Raw genomic sequence first — 19,457 nt, forward strand, 5'->3', positions numbered from 1 at the left:
GATTCTTATACCTCCATGTCATGATCTATCATAGCTTTAGGAGGAACAACAACACCCTCGCCGATTTTAAGATTATCGCCGATAACAGCAATTCCCCAGTCAGCTCTGTTTTCTACATCCTCAGGATTTGCACCTACAACAGCGTTCTTTCCGATTACAGAGTTTTCGGAAACTATTGCATACTGAACAACTGCGCCTTCCTCAATAACTGCACCAGGCATGATGATTGAAGAATTAACAACTGCACCCTTGCCAACCTTTACGCCTGCAAACAATACAGAGAACTCGAGCTTTCCGTCTACGTTACATCCGTCAGCTATAAGAGAATTCTGGATTTCTGCTTCTTCGCCGATATGGTGAGGAGGCATCATTGGGTTGCGGGAATAGATGTTTTTAAGATCCAATGTTGTATTAGGGTCGAGAAGATCCATGTTGGACTCCCAAAGGCTGTCGATTGTTCCAACGTCCTTCCAGTAACCCTCGAATGGATAAGCAAACATCCTCTCGCCTGCGTTAAGCATTGCAGGAAGAACGTTCTTACCGAAGTCGTTGCTGGAATTAGGATCAGCTTCATCCTCGATGAGGTACTTTTTAAGTGCGCCCCAGCTGAATACATAGATACCCATGGAAGCGTTTGTGCTCTTAGGAACAGCAGGCTTCTCGTCGAACTCATAGATTGAGCCGTCCGGATTTGTGTTGAGGATACCGAAACGAGATGCCTCTGAAAGAGGTACGTCAATAACTGCGATTGTGCAAGCTGCTTCTTTTTCCTTATGATAAGCTATCATCTTAGAATAGTCCATCTTGTAGATGTGGTCACCGGAAAGGATAACAACATACTCAGGATTGTATCTGTCGATGTAGGAAATGTTCTGATAGATGGCGTTTGCAGTACCTGAATACCAGTCTGCGCCCTCAACTGCCTGATATGGGCTGAGGCATGTAACGCCTGAGTGCATACCGTCAAGGTCCCATGGTGCGCCGCTGCCGATGTACTCGTTGAGTACCAATGGCTGATACTGTGTCAAAACGCCGACAGCTTCGATGCCGGAATTAACGCAGTTGGACAGCGGAAAGTCAATAATTCTGTATTTACCGCCGAATGGAACAGCGGGCTTTGCCAATTTCTTTGTAAGCACACCAAGACGTGAGCCTTGACCGCCTGCAAGCAACATTGCTACAACTTCTTGCTTAGGAATCATAATAGCTACCTCCAAACAATATTTATGCTGATTTAATTTTATATTCAACTTGCCGTAAAGACATCTTCGGCAGGCTACAATATTATTGTTTAATAATTATTTTTTGTCTGCTTTTGATGCTTTGGCAGATTTTGAAATCTTTTCTTTGTCTGCGGTTTTTGATGTGGATTTTTTCACCGTAGCCTTTTTCTTTTCAGGCTTCTTTGTTTCCTTTACACACTTGAGGTACATAACGCTCATAGGAGGAATATCAAGGCTTATGGACTGCTCGTAGCCGTGCATTGCCTCGTCAACGGTTTTTATGTTCTTTCCGTTTGTAATTCCCATGCCGCCGTACTTCTTTGCGTCGGTATTGAATACCTCTGCGTATACGCCGTATTTCGGAACGCCTATGCAGTAGTTCTGTCTTTCCAAAGGCTGGAAGTTGCATACGGAGATAATCTCGTCGCCGCTCTTATCCATTCTTCTGAAAGCTATGATGCTCTGTGTATAGTCGTCGTGGTGAATCCAGTTAAAGCCTTCCCAAGAGAAATCAATCTCGTGCATAGGCTTATTTTCAAGATAGAATTTGTTTATGTCTCTGAAGAAATCCTGAATCTGCTTGTGCTGTTTCTTGTCAAGCAATTCCCACTCAATCTGAGCATTGAAGTTCCATTCGTTGAACTGGCCTATTTCAGAACCCATAAAGGAAAGCTTCTTTCCAGGATGGCTCATCATATATCCCATAAATGTTCTCACGTTTGCAAACTTAAGAATTTCGTCTCCCGGCATTTTGTTTATCAAAGAACCCTTTCCATACACAACCTCGTCGTGAGAAATAGGAAGAATAAAGTTTTCTGAAAATGCATAGAAGAAGCTGAATGTAAGGTTGTCGTGGTTGAAAGGTCTCCAAAGTGGATCAAGGGTCATGTAATGAAGCATATCGTTCATCCAGCCCATGTTCCATTTATAGTCAAAGCCCAAACCGCCGTCGGCAACAGGACGTGAAACCAAAGGCCATGAGGTGCTTTCTTCTGCTATCATCATAACGTCAGGATGATACAGGTGAGTAGCTGTGTTGAGTCTCTGCAAAAATTCAATAGCTTCAAGGTTTTCCTTGCCGCCGTATTTATTTGCAACCCACTCGCCGTCTCTTCTGTTGTAATCAAGGTAAAGCATTGAAGCAACAGCGTCAACACGAATACCGTCTATGTGGTACATATCGAGCCAGAACATTGCACTGGAAATCAGGAAGCTGATAACCTCATAACGGGTATAGTCAAAAACATATGTACCCCACTCTTTGTGCTCGCCTTTTCTTGTATCGGCATATTCATAGCAGCATGTGCCGTCAAATTTACCCAAGCTGTGGGCGTCTCTGGGGAAGTGGGCAGGAACCCAGTCCAAAATAACGCCTATGCCTTCCTGGTGACATTTATCAATAAAATACATAAAATCCTTAGGATTTCCGTATCTAACTGTTGGTGCGAAGTAACCTGTAACCTGATAACCCCATGAACCGTCATAAGGGTACTCGGTGAGAGGCATAAATTCAATATGAGTAAAGCCCATTTCCTTGACATAAGGAATAAGCTTGTCGGCAAGCTCTATGTAGCTTAAATGTGAGCCGTCCTCATTTCTCATCCATGAGCCTGCGTGAACTTCATAGATATTCAAAGGGCAATCCCTGTGATTTGTTTCGCTTTTGTGTTTCACCCAAGCATTGTCGTTCCAATTATAACCGTCTATATCATAAACTACGGTAGCATTGTCGGGGCGCATCTGGAAGCAGAATCCGTAAGGGTCAGATTTAAGCACTTTTTCATGTGTAGGTGTTTCAACACAATATTTGTATATTTCACCCTGCTGTATGCCCTCTATAAAAAGCTCCCATACTCCCGGCTCGCTTATTTTGTACATGAAGTTTGCGGTTTTGTCCCATCCGTTAAAATCGCCTACAACGGACACGGAAAGAGCATTAGGTGCCCAAACACGGAAAACAACTCCGTCACGGTCATTCCATTTTACAAAATGGGAACCCAAAAGTTCATAAGCTCTTACGGCGTCACCGTCGTGAAAAAGATCCAACGGATATCTCGAATCATTTAATGAGTAGTTCATTTCTGACACTCCCTTTCGCAGAATATGCCTCTATACAATAATAAATTAAACCTTATTCATACACATATATAATAACAAATTATACAGTCAATTTCAAGTAAATTCACGAAAAAAATATTAAAATTTCGTGTATATTTTCTAAAAAGAACGGTATGACAAAAAAACACTACAAAAAACGCAATAACATTCTCTTTTTTTTAAAACATTTTTCCAATTTGGAATTAAATTTTTCGAAGATTTTTTTCTTTTCTTTCACACAAGCTCACAAAACCCAACATTTGTATATGATTTATTATTAAATTTTACCAGTTATTTTTCCACAAAAGAAAAAAGGTTCTCAAATCGAGAAGGTTTTCTTTTGAAAATACTTAACGGTATTTTCTGTCTATTTTTATATTTTTTCAGGTTGAAAAGTGTTGGCGTTTTTTCACTAATTCTAAATTTTTACATCACTGAGCACATATAAGTTCAACTATCGAGTCAACTGTTGTGTCGCCCTCGTCTTTCATGGTCAAAAGGCTTGCGCAGACATTTTTTTCATCCATATTATTTTTAACTGCTGTGAAAAGTTCAAGCTTTTTATCGTACTCGATACTTGCCATATTGAGGATTTTTTCAGTTATGTCCAAAACAGGATTTTCTGCAAGCTCGTTGTTGCCAAAGACAATTTCAAGCTTTGTATCGGATTTCATATAAGGCAAAGTAATTGTATAAGATGATTTTTCCTTTTGTGAAACCTCATAGTCCACAGGTTTTCCATCTGCGAAAACAGAAACATTTTCAAAGCTCTGTCCGTAAACCTTAACGCTGTAGCGGCGGTTCTCCGGAACGCTTTCAAAACATCCGGAAGCAGAAATTGTAAGCTTAGGAGCTTTGTCCCAGCTGTAGACAAATTCTGTTTCAAGCCTTGTTTCAGCCTTCTCATCTTTGTCCTCAATCATTTTAAAGCTTCCGCTGTCCCCGGCGAAAACAAGAACCTCAAAGCTTTCAGGATTTTTTGCAGAGTTTTCAACCTCTGCGCTTAACGGAAGCACGGTTCCGGCTTTTGCAAAAACAGGAATACTCTCATTGTTTCTGTAAAAGTCCTTAGTCATGCCGCCCTTATATCTTGTGCCTGTGAAAATATCGTACCAGTAGCCGGAAGGAAGCCATCCTGTGACTTTGCCGAGACAGGATTTTTTATTTGAAGGAGAGGTTATAGGACAAACAATCATGTCTTTTCCGAAATAATACTGATTTTTAAAATTATAGGCTTCCTTTGCTTCCGGATACTCATAATACATTGGCAGAATAAGAGGTCTGCCCTCCTCTCTCAGACAAACATTCATTGTATAGAGATAAGGAACCAGCTTATGACGGAGTCTTAAAAACTTTGTCATAACGATTTCTGTGCCTATATCGTAGTTCCAAGGCTCTTTTCCGCAGAATATGTTGTCCGAACAGTGCAGTCTGTTTATTGGCGAGAACACACCGTACTGTATCCAGCGGAGCTGTAACTCACTGTCACGATAACCATGCATGTGCCCGCCGATATCGTGACTCCACCAGCCGTAGCCCACATTGCTCGCAGTTGATGTAAAATAGGGCTGAAAATCAAGGCTGTCCCAAGTTATATATGTATCTCCTGAAAATCCTATGGGGTATCTGTGGCTTCCGATGCCCGCATATCTGGAGAAAGTAAGAGGAGTTTTGCCTTCTCTTCCGCTGTCTAAATAATGAAAGTGGTTAAGCATCCACAATGGGTCAAGGCCCTCGGTTTTTGTATGGGACTGCTGCTGCCAGTCAATCCACCAAAAATCAACGCCCATTTCCTCATTAGGATGATGCAGGTATTTAAAATACGCATCGAGAAATTTTTTATCTGAAATATCAAATTCTATTGTTTCTTCCTTTTCCCAGTCAACGCCAAGCTCCTGAGCCATTTCCTTGTAGTTATCCTCAAAGGCTCTTGCGCCTGCGGCAGGATGAACGTTAAGTGTGATTTTAAGTCCCTTTTCATGAAGCCAGGTCATAAAGGCTTTTGGGTCTGGGAACAGCTCTCTGTTCCAGGTATAACCAGTCCAGCCGCTTCCGTACTTAGGGTCAATATCCACAAGATGCCAGTCCATATCAAGGACAGACACGGAAAAAGGAATACCCTTATTTTCAAATTTTTCAATAAGTTCCATATAGGACTGCTGTGTGTATTTATAGTATCTGCTCCACCAGTTGCCCAGCGCAAATCTCGGAAGCAGAGGCTGACTTCCGCAGAGGTGATAAAAATCTTTTATACAGCTCTTGTAGTCATGTCCGTAACCGAAAAAGTAAATATCGATAACCTGATTTTCACGGGGTTTAACAAACCCGTCGTCGGTCATTACAAGGGACTTGCTGTCGTCGTATACTGAAAAACCGTTTTTTGAGATAAGTCCCTTGGAAAGGGGGACGCTGCCGTCGGCTTTGTCCAAAGTTCTGGCAGTGCCTCCCAAATCCATAAAGTCGTCTCCGTAGTACCATGTACTGCGGTAATTGCTGCAATTTCCCAAAACCTTTATGCTTAAACCGTTGTTGGAAAATTCTTTTTTATTGTATGTAAGCTTCAGGTACGGAGTTTCTATTATCAGTTCACCGTTTTTCTCTTCCGCTGTAAATTCTGTTTTTCCGAAATCCCTGTTGATTACCGCCTGAGTAGGTCTGTCCTCAAAAACTCCGTTTTCGCTGTACTCAAGTCTTACAAGACGCTGGGTAAGCATTGTGATACGGTATTTTTCACCACTGATAATATTGTTTTCCATACTTTCACTCCCATATAATTATCTGTATTTTATTATAATTTAATTATTCTGCCTTTGTAAAGAACCATGTAGCTGCAAATGTCAATGCGAATGTGAAGATTGCAACGCCTATGTAGCAAAGGAGCTGATAAGGTGAATATACGAAGAGCAAGAGTCCCGGAACTGTGCTGATACCGTTACCTGTACCCTGGAGTCCCAAAAGTGAGGAAGCCATTCCGGCAAATCCGCTGCAAAGACACATTATCATAAACGGTCTGATACTGTTTTTAAGAATTACACCGAAGAGAGCAGGCTCACCGATACCCAAAAGTGAAGAAACTGTTGCGCTCTTTCCCAAAAGCTTTGTAGGCTTATCCTTGCTCTTTAATGTAAGTGCAAGACAGCAAGCTGCATTTGCAAATCCGCCAAAGGTGTAAATTGCGTTAACAGGGTTGAAGCCTGTCTGTGTGAGAATTGAGATTTCCAAAATATTTGAAAGGTGATGTATACCTGTCAAAACTATAATTGACCAGAAGAAACCGATGAGGAATCCGCCGATACCGAAAGGCAAGCCCATAAACATTGTAAGTGTATTCAAAACGAACTGTTCTACAACGTGGAGGATTGGTCCGATAACGATGAGAGCAAGGCACATCATAACAACCAAAACCACAAAAGGAGTTATGAGCAAGTCAAAAGCTGCAGGAACCTTTTTGTGAAGGAATTTTTCAAACTTTGCACCGATAAGACCAACTGCAAAAGCAGGAAGCACGCTGCCCTGATAGCCTACAATCGGGATAAAGTTGAACAGGTAAAGAGGTGTAACTCCGCTTGACGGGTCTGCAACGGAATATGCGTTTGGCAATGAGGTTGAAACCAGCATAAGTCCCAAAACAATACCCAAAACCGGATTACCGCCGAATGTCTTAAATGCTGACCAGCAAACAAGAGCAGGCATAAATGAGAAGGTTGTACCTGACAAAACGTCCAAAAGAACCAAAACATTCTGAGGAATATCGGCAGAGCTTGCGCCGAAAAGTCCCAGGAAGTTATCATTGAGCAATGCGCCCTTTAAACCAAGGATAAGACCTGTTGCAACTATAACAGGAATAATAGGAACGAAAACGTCGCCCAGTGTACGAACAGCTTTCTGAAGCTTATTTTTATTGGTTTCTTTAAGTTCTTTGATTTCTTCTTTTGTTGAAACGGAAATATCCATTGCGCAGCATTCGTCGTAAACACGGTTTACTACGCCTGTTCCCAAAATTATCTGATACTGACCGGCGTTATAAAACACGCCCTTAACGCCCTCAATTTCAGTAACCTTTCCGTCGTCGATAATGTCTCTGTTTTTAACGATGAGTCTGAGTCTTGTGGCACAGTGAGTAACAGATGAGATATTCTCTTTTCCGCCTACTTTTTCGATGATTTCTCTTGCCATCTTCCCATAATCCAGCTTCACATTAAACACCCTTTCTTTGTATATAATTTACTTCGATGTATCACGTTTCATTGATACATCTTTGTTACATGAATATAGTAATACATAATTAGTCTTTTGTCAATACCTTATTGAAAAAATTTTAATAATTTAAATAATATATACAATTATACCATTTAATGCCTGTTTTTAATTCACTTTACATTCATATAAAGGCATTTTAAGACCCATTAAAATCCTGCTGTTATGCATAGCAAATGAAACGCAATGATACATTATGCATAAAAACCGCCCTTATTCTGTTGCAAATGCAACAGAATTTTAAAATAATTCTTGCTTAAAAGTAAATGTTATGCTATGATACTCTTATACAAACTATTTTTTCGTTCTTTTATGCATGTATCGTTTTTGTATTTTTTGCAGAGCATTTCATAACATTATACATTCATTCATACATGAGAATAATATTATATTAAACTGAAAGGAAAAGCCGGCAGTTATTTTGCCGGCATAAACATTAAATATGGCAAGTATGAGAGAAATCGCAGAAAAGGCGGGTGTTTCCCAGGCTACCGTTTCAAGAGTGCTGTCCAATCACCCGTCAATAAAACCGGAAACAAAGCAAAATGTGCTTTACTGGGTAAAAAAGCTCAATTACCAGACCGGTGAAGGAAAAGGCGCTGTGGTAAAAAGCAAGTCAAACCTTATAGGCGTTATTTTGCCCGACCTTATAAACCCGTTTTTTACTGAAATCCTTGCGGCTGTAGAATCAACCGCAAACTACGAGGGCTACAGTATAGTTGTAATGTGCACTAACAAAAATCTGGACAGAGAGAAAAATCTCATCAACGAAATGAGAGCTATAGGCGTTGACGGAATAATAACCGTCCCTGTTTCCTCCTCCAAAAGCGTTAAAACCTACACGGGAATAAACATTCCTGTTGTAGCCATTACAAAGGAGCTTAAAGGCTTTAACTCCATAAGCATATCCCACTATAACGGAGGACGAAAAATCGCAGTTCACCTGCTTTCTTTAGGCTTTACAAAAATCGGTTATGTAGGTCCCACAAACGTGTCCACATCAGCTTCAAAGTTCAACGGCTTCAGAGACGCCCTAAAAGAGGAGGGCTATGAGCTCAGCGATATAATCGAACTGCCTGTTGTTGAGTCAATCGAAAGCCTTCTTCCCTTTAATCACATTAAAAATTATCTCAACAGCAACGAGATTAAAAGTCAGGCGCTTTTTGCCCACGATGACTCCACCGCCTGCGACCTTATAAAGGCTCTTTGTGAGCACGGATATAAAGTTCCTCAGGACATAGCTGTTATTGGATTTGATAATTCAATTCTTTCAAAGAAATGTCATCCAAGCATTTCAACCTTATCCCAGCCTTTAAAGGAAATGGGCGACAAGGCTGTTGGCATGATAATCGGTCTTATAAATGAAGAGATTATTTCCATATCCTCTTATGAGCTGGATTCAAGAATAATTTCCCGTGACACAACCACCGCCCAAAAGCTTAAAAACATGTAAAACAAAACCGTGGCTTCAAACCACGGTTTCTTTTTGTCTTTTTTCGCTGTAAGCTTTTATTAACGTGTCGTAAACGTGCATGTTTGGCACTCCTGTTTTTAAATAACGGGAATTATCTCCGCCCAGCATTTTCACCGCAAAAGCTCCCACTGCCCTTGAGCGGGACTGGCCTCCGTAACAATGCACAAGGAGAGTTTCTGCCTTTTTATGTTCTTCAATAAAAGCGATTATTTTTTCAGCCATTTCCTCATTAAACAAAACTGCGCCCTCAACCTCTTTGACAATATCGTCAAAATACAAAGTAAGGACACCTTTGCAGAACTGATTTTCCGAAAAAGTGAAACCGAAACCCTTTGTATGTGTGTCCTGAATTGAAATAACAGCATAGGTGTCGGACTTTTCCGCAAACTCTTTAAGCCCTGCCGGGTAGTAGTGCTGCATAACATACTCAAAGGCGTCATAAACAGATTTAACAATAACCCTTTTCATTAAACCTCCAATATTAACCTATATAAGCGAAAGGAGAGATACAAGCGCATCTCTCCTTTTATGTTTTTATATTTTATAAATTACAGGTCAGTGCAATCGCCGATTTTTCTGAATCGGTTATATCTTGCCTCCAAAAGCTCTTCAACAGGCATTGCAAGATTTTTTTCAAAGGTTCTTGCAATGAGCATTTTAAGGCTTTCAAAAATCTTCTTGTCCTCAACCTTTGGTTCTCTTAAAATTCTCTCGATAACTCCAAGCTTGAACAAATCCTGTGCTGTAAGCTTCAGGCACTGTGCGGCGTCCGCTGCACGGCTTTCGTCTTTCCAGAGAATACTTGCGCAGCCCTCAGGAGAAATTACAGAATAAACTGAATTTTCCAGCATCCAAACCTCATCCGCTACAGCCAAAGCCAAAGCACCGCCGCTTCCGCCTTCGCCTATGAGAATTGAAAGTACAGGGGTTTTCAAAGTCATCATTTCCATGATATTTTCGGCAATAGCCTGTCCCTGACCTCTTTCCTCTGCGCCGATTCCGCAGAATGCGCCGCTGGTATCAACAAAGCAAAGAACAGGTCTGTGGAACTTTTCCGCCTGCTTCATAAGGCGGAGAGCTTTTCTATAGCCCTCCGGATGAGCTGAACCGAAGTTTCTCTCCATACGTTCCTTTGTGTTTCTGCCCTTTTCAAGTCCGATTACTGTTACAGGCATACCGTTAAGGCTTGCAAGTCCGCCGATAACCGCCTTGTCGTCGCCGAATCTTCTGTCGCCGTGGAGTTCAAAGAAGCTGTCGCCGAACATATTCTCAATAAAATCAACCGTAGTAGGCTTTTTGGCGTCTCTTGCCGCCTTTACCTTATCAAATGCTGACATCAGTTCTCCACCTCCCCTGCTTTGTTTGTACTATGAAGTCCCAAAAGTCTTACCAAAGTAACCTTAAGGTCTTTTCTGTTTACAACCGCATCAATAAAGCCCTTTTCCAGAACAAACTCTGAGGTCTGGAAGCCCTTTGGAAGCTTCTGTCTTATAGTCTGCTCGATAACTCTCGGGCCTGCAAATCCGATAAGAGCGTTAGGCTCGGAAAGGATAATATCTCCCTCCATTGCAAAAGAGGCTGTAACACCGCCGGTTGTAGGGTCTGTAAGAACTGTTATGTACAAAAGTCCTGCGTCGCTGTGACGCTTTACAGCTCCTGAGGTCTTTGCCATCTGCATAAGGGACATGATACCCTCGTGCATTCTTGCGCCGCCGGAAACTGTGCATACAACAACCGGAAGCATATTTTCTGTGGCATACTCAAAAGCTCTTGTAATTTTTTCGCCGGTGACGGTTCCCATACTGCCCATCATAAAACCCGGCTCCATAACGCACAGAACGGTATCATATCCGCCCATTGTGCATCTTCCTGTTACAACAGACTCGTTTTCGCCGCTTTTAAGCTTTGCGCTTTTTAGCTTTCTGTTGTAGTCTGGGAAATCAATTATATTTTTGCTTTTCAGGTCTGCGTCAAATTCCTTAAAGCTGTCCTTATCCGCAATGAGAGCTATTCTCTCTCTGGCGGTAAGACGGAAATGATAACCGCATTTTGTGCAGATTTTATCGTTTTCTTCGATGTCCGACATAAGAAGCATGGCTCCGCATCCGGGACACTTGACCCACATTGAGTCAGGCACAAAGGGGCGGTTAAGCTCGGTATCGGCAGAAGCGCCTTCAAGCTCGTTTTTTGGCTTTAAAAAAGTAAACAAATCCATGCCTTATTTCTTCCTCGCTTTTTTCTTTTCTTCAAAATCTATCATAAAATCAGTTGTATAGCTTCCGTCCAAAAATCTCGGGTCGCTTAAAATTTCAATCTGCAAATCCCTGTTGTGGTCAATTCCTATTACATTCAATTCGGAAAGAGCCATCTTCATTTTTCTTATGGCGTGCTCTCTTGTTCTTGCCTGAACAATGAGCTTTCCAACCATTGAATCATAGAAAGGAGGAATTGTGTAGTCCTGATATATAGCTGTGTCAAATCTTACGAAGGAACCGCCGGGAACATGAAGTCTCTGAATTGTTCCGCAGCTTGGACGGTAGTTCTCGTCAGGATTTTCCGCATTTATTCTGCACTCGATGGCGTGGCCGTGAATAAATACCTCGCTCTGCTTTTTGTTAAGCTCTGCGCCTGCGGCAATTCTTATCTGCCACTGAACGATATCCATGCCTGTTACCATCTCTGTAACGCCGTGTTCAACCTGGAGTCTTGTATTCATCTCCATAAAGTAGAAGTTGTTGTCCTTATCCAAAAGGAACTCAACTGTTCCGGCATTTACATAGTCAACAGCCTTTGCAGCCTTTACGGAAGCTTCCATCATACCCTTGCGGATTTCGTCTGTAATTGCAGGGCTTGGGCTTTCCTCGATAAGCTTCTGATTCTTTCTCTGAACGGAACATTCTCTCTCGCCGAGGCAGAGAACATTGCCGTATTTGTCGCAGAGAATCTGCATTTCGATATGCTTAACAGGATGCAAAAACTTTTCAATATAAACTGCGCCGTCGCCGAATGCGCTGGCAGCCTCGCTCTGGGCGGAATTGTAGGCGTTATCGAACTCGTCCATTGAGTCAACACGTCTGATACCACGTCCGCCGCCGCCTGATCTTGCCTTTATAAGGAGAGGGAAACCGATTCTTTCAGCTTCTTCTCTTGCCTGCTCAAGGCTTTCGCATACGTCACAGCCGGGAGTTACAGGAACTCCGGCGTTTCGCATTGTCTTTCTTGCCATGTCCTTGTCTCCCAAAAGGGAAATCATCCGGGAGGAAGGGCCTATAAATTCTATGTTGCACTGTTCGCACAGGGAAACAAATTTTGCATTTTCTGATAAAAGTCCGTAGCCGGGGTGAATAGCCTGAGCGCCTGTTTCAATGGCAACAGTCAGAATAGCCGCCATGTTAAGGTAGCTGTCTGTAACAAGAGGGCCTCCTACGCAGTAGCTTTCGTCAGCAAGTTCAACATGAAGAGCGTCCTTGTCTGCTTCTGAATAGATTGCCACTGTACTTATGCCCATTTCACGGCAGGCTCTGATAATTCTTACCGCTATTTCGCCACGGTTTGCAATAAGTATCTTAGAAAACAACTTTACTCACTTCCATTACTCTTCATTTTTAATAAGGGCAAATGACAGCTCTGCTTCAACACAAAGCTTGCCGTTAACATAACCCTTTGTATTTACAAAATAGAAAGGACCTCTGCTTTTTACAAGCTCGCAAACGCTCTCCAGAGTATCTCCCGGAAGAACCTTATTTTTAAATTTTACGTTGTTCATCTTTGTGAAATACGGTGTGCAGTTTTCTGCTTTTCCGGCTAGGAGCACACAGCTTGCCTGTGCCATCATTTCGCAGAGAATAACTCCCGGCACTACCGGATTTCCGGGGAAGTGACCTCTAAGGAAAAACTCGTCGCCTTTAATGGTGATTTTTCCCTTTGAGGTTTTCTCGTCTATAATTTCTGCCTCTTCTACAAGAAGCATATTGTCTCTGTGGGGTATAATCTTCTTAATTTCTTCCTGATTCATGGCTTTCTGCCCCCTTCTTTATACTTATCCTCTACACTTGAGGTTTATTATTTAATTTTGAACAAAGGCTGACCAAACTGAACCAGGTCACCGTTTTTAACACAGATTTCTGTGATAACTCCGCTTTCCTCTGCGTTAATCTCATTCATAAGCTTCATAGCTTCGATAATGCAGAGTGTGTCGCCCTTCTTAACTGCCTGACCAACCTGAACATATGGGTCGCTGTCAGGGGAAGCTGCTGCATAGAATACGCCTACCATCGGGGACTTGATTTCCTTACCCTCAGCTACCGGAGCAGCCTCAGCAGCAGGTGCAGCAGGAGCTGTAGGAGCCGCAGGAGCAGCCGGAATAACCATAGGAGCGGCAGGAACCTCGATAGGCTCTGCTGCAACTACCTTAACTTCACTTTTCTTTTTAAGCTTTATCTTTTCGCCGTTTCCGCAGGTAAGCTCAACTTCTGTTACGGAAGAATTATCCAAAGCGGTGATTATTTCCTTAATTTCGTCGATTGTATACATCATTGTTCCTCCACCTTTCTGAATACGATACATGCGTTGTGACCGCCGAAGCCGAGGCTTGTGGAAGCCGCAACTGTGATATCTTTTTTTTCTGACTTGTTTGGTGTGTAGTTCAGGTCACATTCCTCGTCCGGAACTTCATAGCCGATTGTTGGAGGAATAATTCCCTCTTTAATTGCCAATGCTGCAACAACGCCTTCAACACCGCCGGCAGCACCAAGCATATGACCTGTCATGGATTTTGTGGAACTGATATTGATTTCTCTTGCTCTCTCCTCGCCCAATGCAAGCTTAATTGCCTTTGTTTCTGTCTTATCATTGAGCGGTGTGCTTGTACCATGAGCGTTGATGTAAATAACATCGCTGTCGGTAACCTGAGCTTCCTCGAAAGCAAGCTTTATAGCTCTTGAAGGGCCCTCTGCCTCCGGGTCGGGAGCTGTGATGTGGTGAGCGTCGCAGGTATTGCCGTAGCCGCAGATTTCTGCATAAATCTTTGCGCCTCTTGCCTTTGCGTGCTCGTACTCCTCAAGGATGAGAATGCCTGCGCCCTCGCCTATTACAAAGCCGTCTCTTCTCTTGTCAAAAGGAACAGAAGCTGTTTTTGGGTCAGGATTTGTGGTCAGTGCCTTGCAGTTGCTGAATCCTGCGATTGAAAGAGGAGTAACAGCAGCCTCTGCGCCGCCTGCGATAATTGCGTCTGCATAGCCGTTTTTGATTGCGTGGAAAGCCTCGCCGATAGAGTGAGAACCTGTTGCGCAGGCTGTAACTATCGGAACGCAAACGCCCTTTGCCTTAAATCTAATAGCAACTGTACCTGCTGCGATATTTGCAATCATCATTGGTACGAAGTAAGGGGAAACCTTTCTTGCGCCGCCCTTGTCCATTGCAAGCACGTTATCTGTAAATGCGTGCATACCGCCGATTCCTGCGCCTACATAAACGCCGAATCTGTCCTCTGCTATTGTTCCCATAATGCCGCTGTCGTCAATAGCCTGCTGAGCTGCTGCAACTGCATACTGGGTATAAAGGTCTGTTTTTCTGATTTCTTTTTTCTCTATGTACTTTGTCGCATCAAAGTCTTTAACCTGAGCGGCAATCTTTACTTTAAGGTCGGAAGTATCAAAATTTGTGATTACATCTACTCCGCTGATACCGTTAATCAGGGAATTCCACATGGTTTCTACGTCGTTTCCAACCGGTGTTACTGCACCCAAACCTGTGACTACTACTCTTCTCATATGCACACTCCTTACTTTTTTTACTAAGCTGAAAATTACATTGCCATACCGCCGTCTACTCTGAGAACCTCACCTGTGATGTATGAAGCCTCATCGGAAGCCAAAAATGCAACTGCGTTTGCGATATCCTCCGGCTTGCCACGCTTCTTCATTGGAATTGAAGCTGCAACCTGCTCTTTAACCTTATCGCTCAAAGCATTTGTCATGTCTGTTTCAATATATCCCGGAGCAATAGCGTTGCAGGTAACGCCTCTGCCTGCAAGCTCCTTGGCAACTGACTTGGTCATGCCTACAATTCCAGCCTTTGAAGCGGAATAGTTAGCCTGTCCTGCGTTGCCGTTAAGTCCTACTACGGAAGAAATGCTGATGATTCTTCCCTTTCTCTTTCTCATAAAGTGAGAATATGTGTGCTTTATCATGTTGAAAGCGCCCTTGAGGTTTACATTGATAACGCTGTCAAAATCTGACTCTTTCATTGAAAGCACAAGGCAGTCTCTTACAATACCTGCATTGTTTACAAGAATGTCGATGCCGCCGAAATCTTCAATGATTTTCTTTACGGTTTCCTCGCTTGCTGCAAAATCGGAAACATCGCAGTAGTAAAGCTCTACCTTAACGCCCTGCTCTAAAACCTTTGCCTTGGCGTTCTGAGCTTCTTCCTCATTGCCTACATAAACTATAGCGATATCTGCGCCAAGTCCTGCAAGCTTTACCGCAATAGCCTCGCCGATTCCTCTTGAACCGCCTGTTACAACCGCTGTTTTGCCTTTCAAATTAAGCATATCTCTATTCTCCTTTTTCTTTTAATCCTTAATAATACTTTTTATATATAAACAATCTCAGACAGAAATTTCTGTCATGGGATTAGATTGCAAGATTGTCCAAATCTGCTTTGTTTTCAACCTTATAAACCTTTACATCCGGATTTATCTTTCCGATAAGGCCTGAAAGTGTTTTGCCTACACCCACTTCAATAAAGGTATCAACTCCGTTTGCAATCATGTTTTCAACTATTGAAATCCACTTAACAGGACTTTCAACCTGAGCCGCTGTGAGCTTCTTGTATTCGCCCTCGTAAGGCTGTGCTGTTACGTTTGCGTAAACAGGAACCTTAGGATCTGCAAATTCAATGTTCTCCATATATTCTGCAAGGCCAACCGCTGCGTCGTGCATAAACGGTGAGTGGAAAGCTCCGCTTACTGCAAGCTTCTTTGCTCTGCCCTTCTGAGCCTTTACCTCGTCGCAGAGAGGGTCTATACCCTCTTCGGATGCGGCAACAACTATCTGTGCAGGGCTGTTGTAGTTTACCGGCCAAGCCTTTTCGAACTTTGCGCAAATCTCCTCTACCTTTTCAGGAGAAAGCTTCATAACCGCAGCCATTGCACCCTTGTTTTCCTTTGCAGCCTTGTCCATAAGCTCTGCTCTCTTGCATACAAGCTTGAAAGCCTCTTCATAAGAAAGCATTCCTGAATATCCCAGTGCGGCGATTTCTCCCAGTGAGAAACCTGATATGTAGTCAGGCTTTATGCCCTTTTCCTCAACTGCGCAGGCTGCTGCCAAATCGCAGGCGAAAACGCATGGCTGTGTGTTTGCTGTAACCGCCAGTGTCTGAGCGTCTGCTGTGAAGCACTGCTCTGATGTTCCCGGTCTTATGGAATCTGCCATATCAAAAACGGCTTTTGCTGCCGGTGAGCACTCGTAAAGCTCCTTGCCCATTCCTGTGTACTGGGCTCCCTGTCCTGAAAAAACAAATGCTATTTTACCCATTTCATTGCACCGCCCAATACTTTTTCTGCGCCCTCAAAGAGCTCCTCTATGATTTCCTTTGCAGGCTGTTCTTTCTTAACCATTGAAGCAACCTGACCTGCCAATACGCAGCCCTTGGAAACTTCGCCTTCTCTTGCAGCCATTCTCAAAACGCCCAAGCCCATCTTTTCAAGCTCTTCGTCAGAAACGTTGCTGCTGTCGTACTCAGCCTTTGTATACTCTCTTGTAAATGAGTTCTTAATTGAACGTACAGGGTGACCGAGTCTTTTACCTGTAACTACTGTGTCTATGTCCTTAGCCTTTAAGATTTTGTTTTTGTATTCCTGAGAAATTGTACATTCCTCTGCAACCAAGAATCTTGTTCCAACCTGAATACCTACTGCACCCAGCATAAATGCAGCTGCAACCTGTCTGCCGTCTGCAATACCGCCAGCTGCGATTACAGGGATTGAAACTGCGTCAACTACCTGAGGAACCAAAGCCATTGTGGTAAGGTCGCCAACGTGACCGCCGCTTTCGCCGCCCTCTGCGATAACCGCAAATGCGCCGTTTCTCTCTGCCATCTTTGCAAGGGCAGTTGAAGGAACAACAGGGATAACCTTAATGCCTGCTTCGTTCCATGCTTTCATGTATTTACCCGGGTTTCCTGCTCCTGTTGTAACAACCGGAACTTTCTCTTCTACTACTACCTGAGCTACTTCCTGTACAAATGGGCTCATAAGCATGATGTTTACGCCGAAAGGCTTGTCTGTAAGCTCTCTTGCTTTTCTGATTTCAGCTCTCAGCTGTTCTCCGTTTGAATTCATAGCGGCAATTATTCCAAGTCCGCCTGCGTTTGAAACACCGGCAGCCAGAGAAGCGTCGGCAACCCATGCCATACCGCCCTGGAAAATTGGATATTTAATTCCCAGCTGTTCATTTATAACTGTAGATATCATAATAAACTACTCTCCATTCCTACAAAAACTTAATTTTTGTTTTCGCATATTTTAGGACAATATATTTTTCCGCCGGATAATTCCGTAAATGCGGTAAAAATCTTAATTATCAGACAATCAGTCCATAGCCCATCTTACTACGCAGCTTCCTGAAGTAAGTCCTCCTCCAAAAGCGCAGAACACAATGATGTCGCCCTTTTTGAACTTGCCTTCTCTTCTTGCTACGTCCAAAGCTATTGGCATACAGCCGGCTGATGTGTTGCCGTATTCCCCGATAGTACATATGTACTTTTCTCTCGGAATACCCAGCTTGTCCGCCGCAGCTTCGATTATTCTCATATTTGCCTGATGAGGAATTACATAGTCGATATCGTCCATTGTAAGACCTGCATCCTTAACCGCTTTTCTTACGCCTTTTACCAAAGATGTAACCGCAAATTTATACACCTCGTGGCCATTCATAAAAATAGCAGGCTTGCGCTGTTCCTTTGCAAAAGGAGAAAGGTTCTCTCCCCTTGGAGCATAGAGAACATCGGGGTTACCCTTTGCTGTAATGTGGATTGAAAGAAGGTCGTCGCCCTTTCCTAAAACAACTGCGCCGCCGCCGTCGCCGAAAAGAACGCAGGTGGAACGGTCTGTCCAGTCCATTGTGTTTGAAAGGTTGTCGTATCCGATTACAAGAACCTTTTCAACACGGTTTCTTGCAAAAAATCCGTCCGCAACGTCAAATGCGTAAACAAAGCCGGAACAAGCTGCGTTTACGTCAAATGCCGGACATTTTGCGCCTATCTCTCTCTGTACAACACATGCCTGTGACGGTGTGATATATTCGCCTCTCAAGGTTGCGCAGATTATAAGATCAAGGTCTTCCGCTGTGATACCGGCGTCCTCCAGCGCTTCCTTTGCAGCTTTTACGCACATATCCGTCATGGTTTCTTCTTTACAGATGTGTCTCGTTTTTATGCCTGTTCTCTGAACAATCCACTCGTCGCTTGTGTCAACCATTGTGGACAGTTCGTCGTTGGTCATGGCATAAGCCGGAACCCCTCTGCCGGTTCCGAGAATCGAAAAGCTCATTATCTCTACCTCCGTTTTCATTTGGAATTTTTTGGGAATATTTCTGAAAAGCCATAAAAGATTTATGACTTTTTCATTTGTGTTTTATCTTCCCCGAGAAACTTTCGCTTGTTTAAAGACATAATAAAATACATCTTTAAAATAATATATAAAAACCTCTTCTTGTGAAAAAATACACAAAACATTTTCCCGTCCTAATAAACTTTGAAAACAACAGTTATTAAGCCAGGGCACAGATACCCACAATAGTATATTCTGGCATAATAATTTTACACCCAGACAATGTTTCTGTCAACAAAAAATATACTTTCTTTGTTTTTGTACATTGTAAAAAACCGGTTCTCAGCTGCAAAAATCCATAAGAATTTCCCTAAGCTTTTCCTCACCCTCAACGGCTATTCCCTCATTAAGCTTTTGAGCGTCATAGGGCGGAAGAGTATCAACTCTTGTCTGGGTTATTTTTATAGGTACCTCCCCACCCTCTTTAAACACCGCAACCAGCCCCTTGTATTCTTTCAAAATATAAATTTCCTGTGCAGCTGCGTCAGCGTAGCTTTTTTCTGCCAATACAGTGTCAGCGCCGTTATCCAGGCTTGACACAGTTATGGAAATAATTGCGCACACAAAAACTGCGGCTGCGGATATAAGCAGTATTTTTCTCATTATTTTACACCTCCGTTGTTATTTTTTCAGATAATATCGTTAATATACATAATTTTTGATACAAAACACAAAATAAAATTTAAAATATAAATTTCAAAAAACATTTATTTCCTTTTGAATAAATGGTATAATACTAATTAGCTGTATACAAATGCAGACTGCGGAAAGCCTTTTGCCGACCCTGAATAAT

17 protein-coding genes are annotated in these 19,457 nt (G+C 42.7%); 1 reads left to right on the plus strand and 16 read right to left on the minus strand.

All coding sequences use genetic code 11. From position 1 onward, the window contains the following. Positions 1-5 precede the first annotated feature (5 nt). The 4 genes from CGICJO_RS02095 to CGICJO_RS02110 all read right to left on the minus strand — a co-directional run bounded on the left by CGICJO_RS02095 (position 6) and on the right by CGICJO_RS02110 (position 7,517). Positions 6-1,202 carry a glucose-1-phosphate adenylyltransferase gene (locus CGICJO_RS02095; protein ID WP_087378394.1) on the minus strand — a complete coding sequence of 399 codons (1,197 nt, stop codon included), beginning with the start codon at positions 1,200-1,202 and terminating at the stop codon, positions 6-8. Between the two features lie 96 nt (positions 1,203-1,298). Further along, entirely contained in the window at positions 1,299-3,302 is a 2,004-nt protein-coding gene (gene glgB / locus CGICJO_RS02100) for a 1,4-alpha-glucan branching protein GlgB (RefSeq protein ID WP_486499463.1), read from the minus strand. A 449-nt stretch (positions 3,303-3,751) separates the two neighbouring features. Beyond that, positions 3,752-6,076 (minus strand): glycoside hydrolase family 31 protein, encoded by a 2,325-nt coding sequence (locus tag CGICJO_RS02105; RefSeq protein WP_486499464.1) that lies wholly within the window; start codon positions 6,074-6,076, stop codon positions 3,752-3,754. Positions 6,077-6,119: 43 nt separating this feature from the next. Continuing rightward, positions 6,120-7,517, minus strand: a complete 1,398-nt coding sequence (locus tag CGICJO_RS02110; RefSeq protein ID WP_486499465.1) for a PTS transporter subunit EIIC — start codon at positions 7,515-7,517, stop codon at positions 6,120-6,122. A 502-nt stretch (positions 7,518-8,019) separates the two neighbouring features. On the opposite strand from CGICJO_RS02110, the gene CGICJO_RS02115 reads away from it, so the two are divergent. After that, complete coding sequence (locus tag CGICJO_RS02115) at positions 8,020-9,030, plus strand: LacI family DNA-binding transcriptional regulator (protein ID WP_486499466.1); 1,011 nt, start codon at positions 8,020-8,022, stop codon at positions 9,028-9,030. A 15-nt stretch (positions 9,031-9,045) separates the two neighbouring features. Here the strand turns inward: CGICJO_RS02115 and CGICJO_RS02120 are convergent, their stop codons facing one another. The 12 genes from CGICJO_RS02120 to CGICJO_RS02175 form a co-directional block, all read right to left on the minus strand. Further along, positions 9,046-9,519 carry a hypothetical protein gene (locus CGICJO_RS02120; RefSeq protein ID WP_486499467.1) on the minus strand — a complete coding sequence of 158 codons (474 nt, stop codon included), beginning with the start codon at positions 9,517-9,519 and terminating at the stop codon, positions 9,046-9,048. An 80-nt stretch (positions 9,520-9,599) separates the two neighbouring features. Next, on the minus strand, positions 9,600-10,388 hold the full coding sequence (locus CGICJO_RS02125; RefSeq protein ID WP_486499468.1) for an acetyl-CoA carboxylase carboxyltransferase subunit alpha: 789 nt from the start codon (positions 10,386-10,388) through the stop codon (positions 9,600-9,602). After that, on the minus strand, positions 10,388-11,266 hold the full coding sequence (gene accD, locus CGICJO_RS02130) for an acetyl-CoA carboxylase, carboxyltransferase subunit beta (protein ID WP_486499469.1): 879 nt from the start codon (positions 11,264-11,266) through the stop codon (positions 10,388-10,390). Before accD ends, CGICJO_RS02125 begins: the two co-directional genes overlap by 1 nt. 3 nt (positions 11,267-11,269) lie before the next feature. Beyond that, entirely contained in the window at positions 11,270-12,628 is a 1,359-nt protein-coding gene (accC, locus tag CGICJO_RS02135) for an acetyl-CoA carboxylase biotin carboxylase subunit (RefSeq protein WP_087378378.1), read from the minus strand. 15 nt (positions 12,629-12,643) lie between these two features. Further along, entirely contained in the window at positions 12,644-13,066 is a 423-nt protein-coding gene (locus CGICJO_RS02140; RefSeq protein ID WP_486499470.1) for a 3-hydroxyacyl-ACP dehydratase FabZ family protein, read from the minus strand. A 47-nt stretch (positions 13,067-13,113) separates the two neighbouring features. After that, the gene (accB, locus tag CGICJO_RS02145) at positions 13,114-13,587 is read right to left on the minus strand and encodes an acetyl-CoA carboxylase biotin carboxyl carrier protein (protein ID WP_486499471.1); all 474 of its coding nucleotides are present in this window, start codon (positions 13,585-13,587) and stop codon (positions 13,114-13,116) included. Then, positions 13,584-14,822, minus strand: a complete 1,239-nt coding sequence (fabF, locus tag CGICJO_RS02150; protein WP_486499472.1) for a beta-ketoacyl-ACP synthase II — start codon at positions 14,820-14,822, stop codon at positions 13,584-13,586. The genes accB and fabF overlap by 4 nt, the downstream gene beginning before the upstream one ends. Before the next feature lie 35 nt (positions 14,823-14,857). Continuing rightward, positions 14,858-15,604 (minus strand): 3-oxoacyl-[acyl-carrier-protein] reductase, encoded by a 747-nt coding sequence (gene fabG, locus CGICJO_RS02155; protein WP_486499473.1) that lies wholly within the window; start codon positions 15,602-15,604, stop codon positions 14,858-14,860. An 82-nt stretch (positions 15,605-15,686) separates the two neighbouring features. After that, entirely contained in the window at positions 15,687-16,589 is a 903-nt protein-coding gene (fabD, locus tag CGICJO_RS02160; RefSeq protein WP_486499474.1) for an ACP S-malonyltransferase, read from the minus strand. Next, complete coding sequence (gene fabK, locus CGICJO_RS02165) at positions 16,577-17,527, minus strand: enoyl-[acyl-carrier-protein] reductase FabK (protein WP_087378369.1); 951 nt, start codon at positions 17,525-17,527, stop codon at positions 16,577-16,579. Before fabK ends, fabD begins: the two co-directional genes overlap by 13 nt. Before the next feature lie 117 nt (positions 17,528-17,644). After that, complete coding sequence (locus CGICJO_RS02170; RefSeq protein ID WP_087378367.1) at positions 17,645-18,604, minus strand: beta-ketoacyl-ACP synthase III; 960 nt, start codon at positions 18,602-18,604, stop codon at positions 17,645-17,647. A 342-nt stretch (positions 18,605-18,946) separates the two neighbouring features. Next, positions 18,947-19,267 carry a hypothetical protein gene (locus tag CGICJO_RS02175; RefSeq protein ID WP_486499475.1) on the minus strand — a complete coding sequence of 107 codons (321 nt, stop codon included), beginning with the start codon at positions 19,265-19,267 and terminating at the stop codon, positions 18,947-18,949. Between the last annotated feature and the right edge of the window lie 190 nt (positions 19,268-19,457).

Source organism: Candidatus Limousia pullorum (assembly GCF_057405065.1).

Bases quoted from the DNA above. Each gene is read 5' to 3' on its own strand.
- CGICJO_RS02175 (WP_486499475.1), bottom strand. From the start codon at position 19,267: ATGAGAAAAATACTGCTTATATCCGCAGCCGCAGTTTTTGTGTGCGCA.
- fabD (WP_486499474.1), bottom strand. From the start codon at position 16,589: ATGGGTAAAATAGCATTTGTTTTTTCAGGACAGGGAGCCCAGTACACA.
- CGICJO_RS02115 (WP_486499466.1), top strand. From the start codon at position 8,020: ATGGCAAGTATGAGAGAAATCGCAGAAAAGGCGGGTGTTTCCCAGGCT.
- fabG (WP_486499473.1), bottom strand. From the start codon at position 15,604: ATGCTTAATTTGAAAGGCAAAACAGCGGTTGTAACAGGCGGTTCAAGA.
- accB (WP_486499471.1), bottom strand. From the start codon at position 13,587: ATGATGTATACAATCGACGAAATTAAGGAAATAATCACCGCTTTGGAT.
- fabK (WP_087378369.1), bottom strand. From the start codon at position 17,527: ATGATATCTACAGTTATAAATGAACAGCTGGGAATTAAATATCCAATT.
- glgB (WP_486499463.1), bottom strand. From the start codon at position 3,302: ATGAACTACTCATTAAATGATTCGAGATATCCGTTGGATCTTTTTCAC.
- accD (WP_486499469.1), bottom strand. From the start codon at position 11,266: ATGGATTTGTTTACTTTTTTAAAGCCAAAAAACGAGCTTGAAGGCGCT.
- CGICJO_RS02140 (WP_486499470.1), bottom strand. From the start codon at position 13,066: ATGAATCAGGAAGAAATTAAGAAGATTATACCCCACAGAGACAATATG.
- CGICJO_RS02125 (WP_486499468.1), bottom strand. From the start codon at position 10,388: ATGTCAGCATTTGATAAGGTAAAGGCGGCAAGAGACGCCAAAAAGCCT.
- CGICJO_RS02105 (WP_486499464.1), bottom strand. From the start codon at position 6,076: ATGGAAAACAATATTATCAGTGGTGAAAAATACCGTATCACAATGCTT.
- CGICJO_RS02120 (WP_486499467.1), bottom strand. From the start codon at position 9,519: ATGAAAAGGGTTATTGTTAAATCTGTTTATGACGCCTTTGAGTATGTT.
- CGICJO_RS02170 (WP_087378367.1), bottom strand. From the start codon at position 18,604: ATGAGCTTTTCGATTCTCGGAACCGGCAGAGGGGTTCCGGCTTATGCC.
- fabF (WP_486499472.1), bottom strand. From the start codon at position 14,822: ATGAGAAGAGTAGTAGTCACAGGTTTGGGTGCAGTAACACCGGTTGGA.
- CGICJO_RS02095 (WP_087378394.1), bottom strand. From the start codon at position 1,202: ATGATTCCTAAGCAAGAAGTTGTAGCAATGTTGCTTGCAGGCGGTCAA.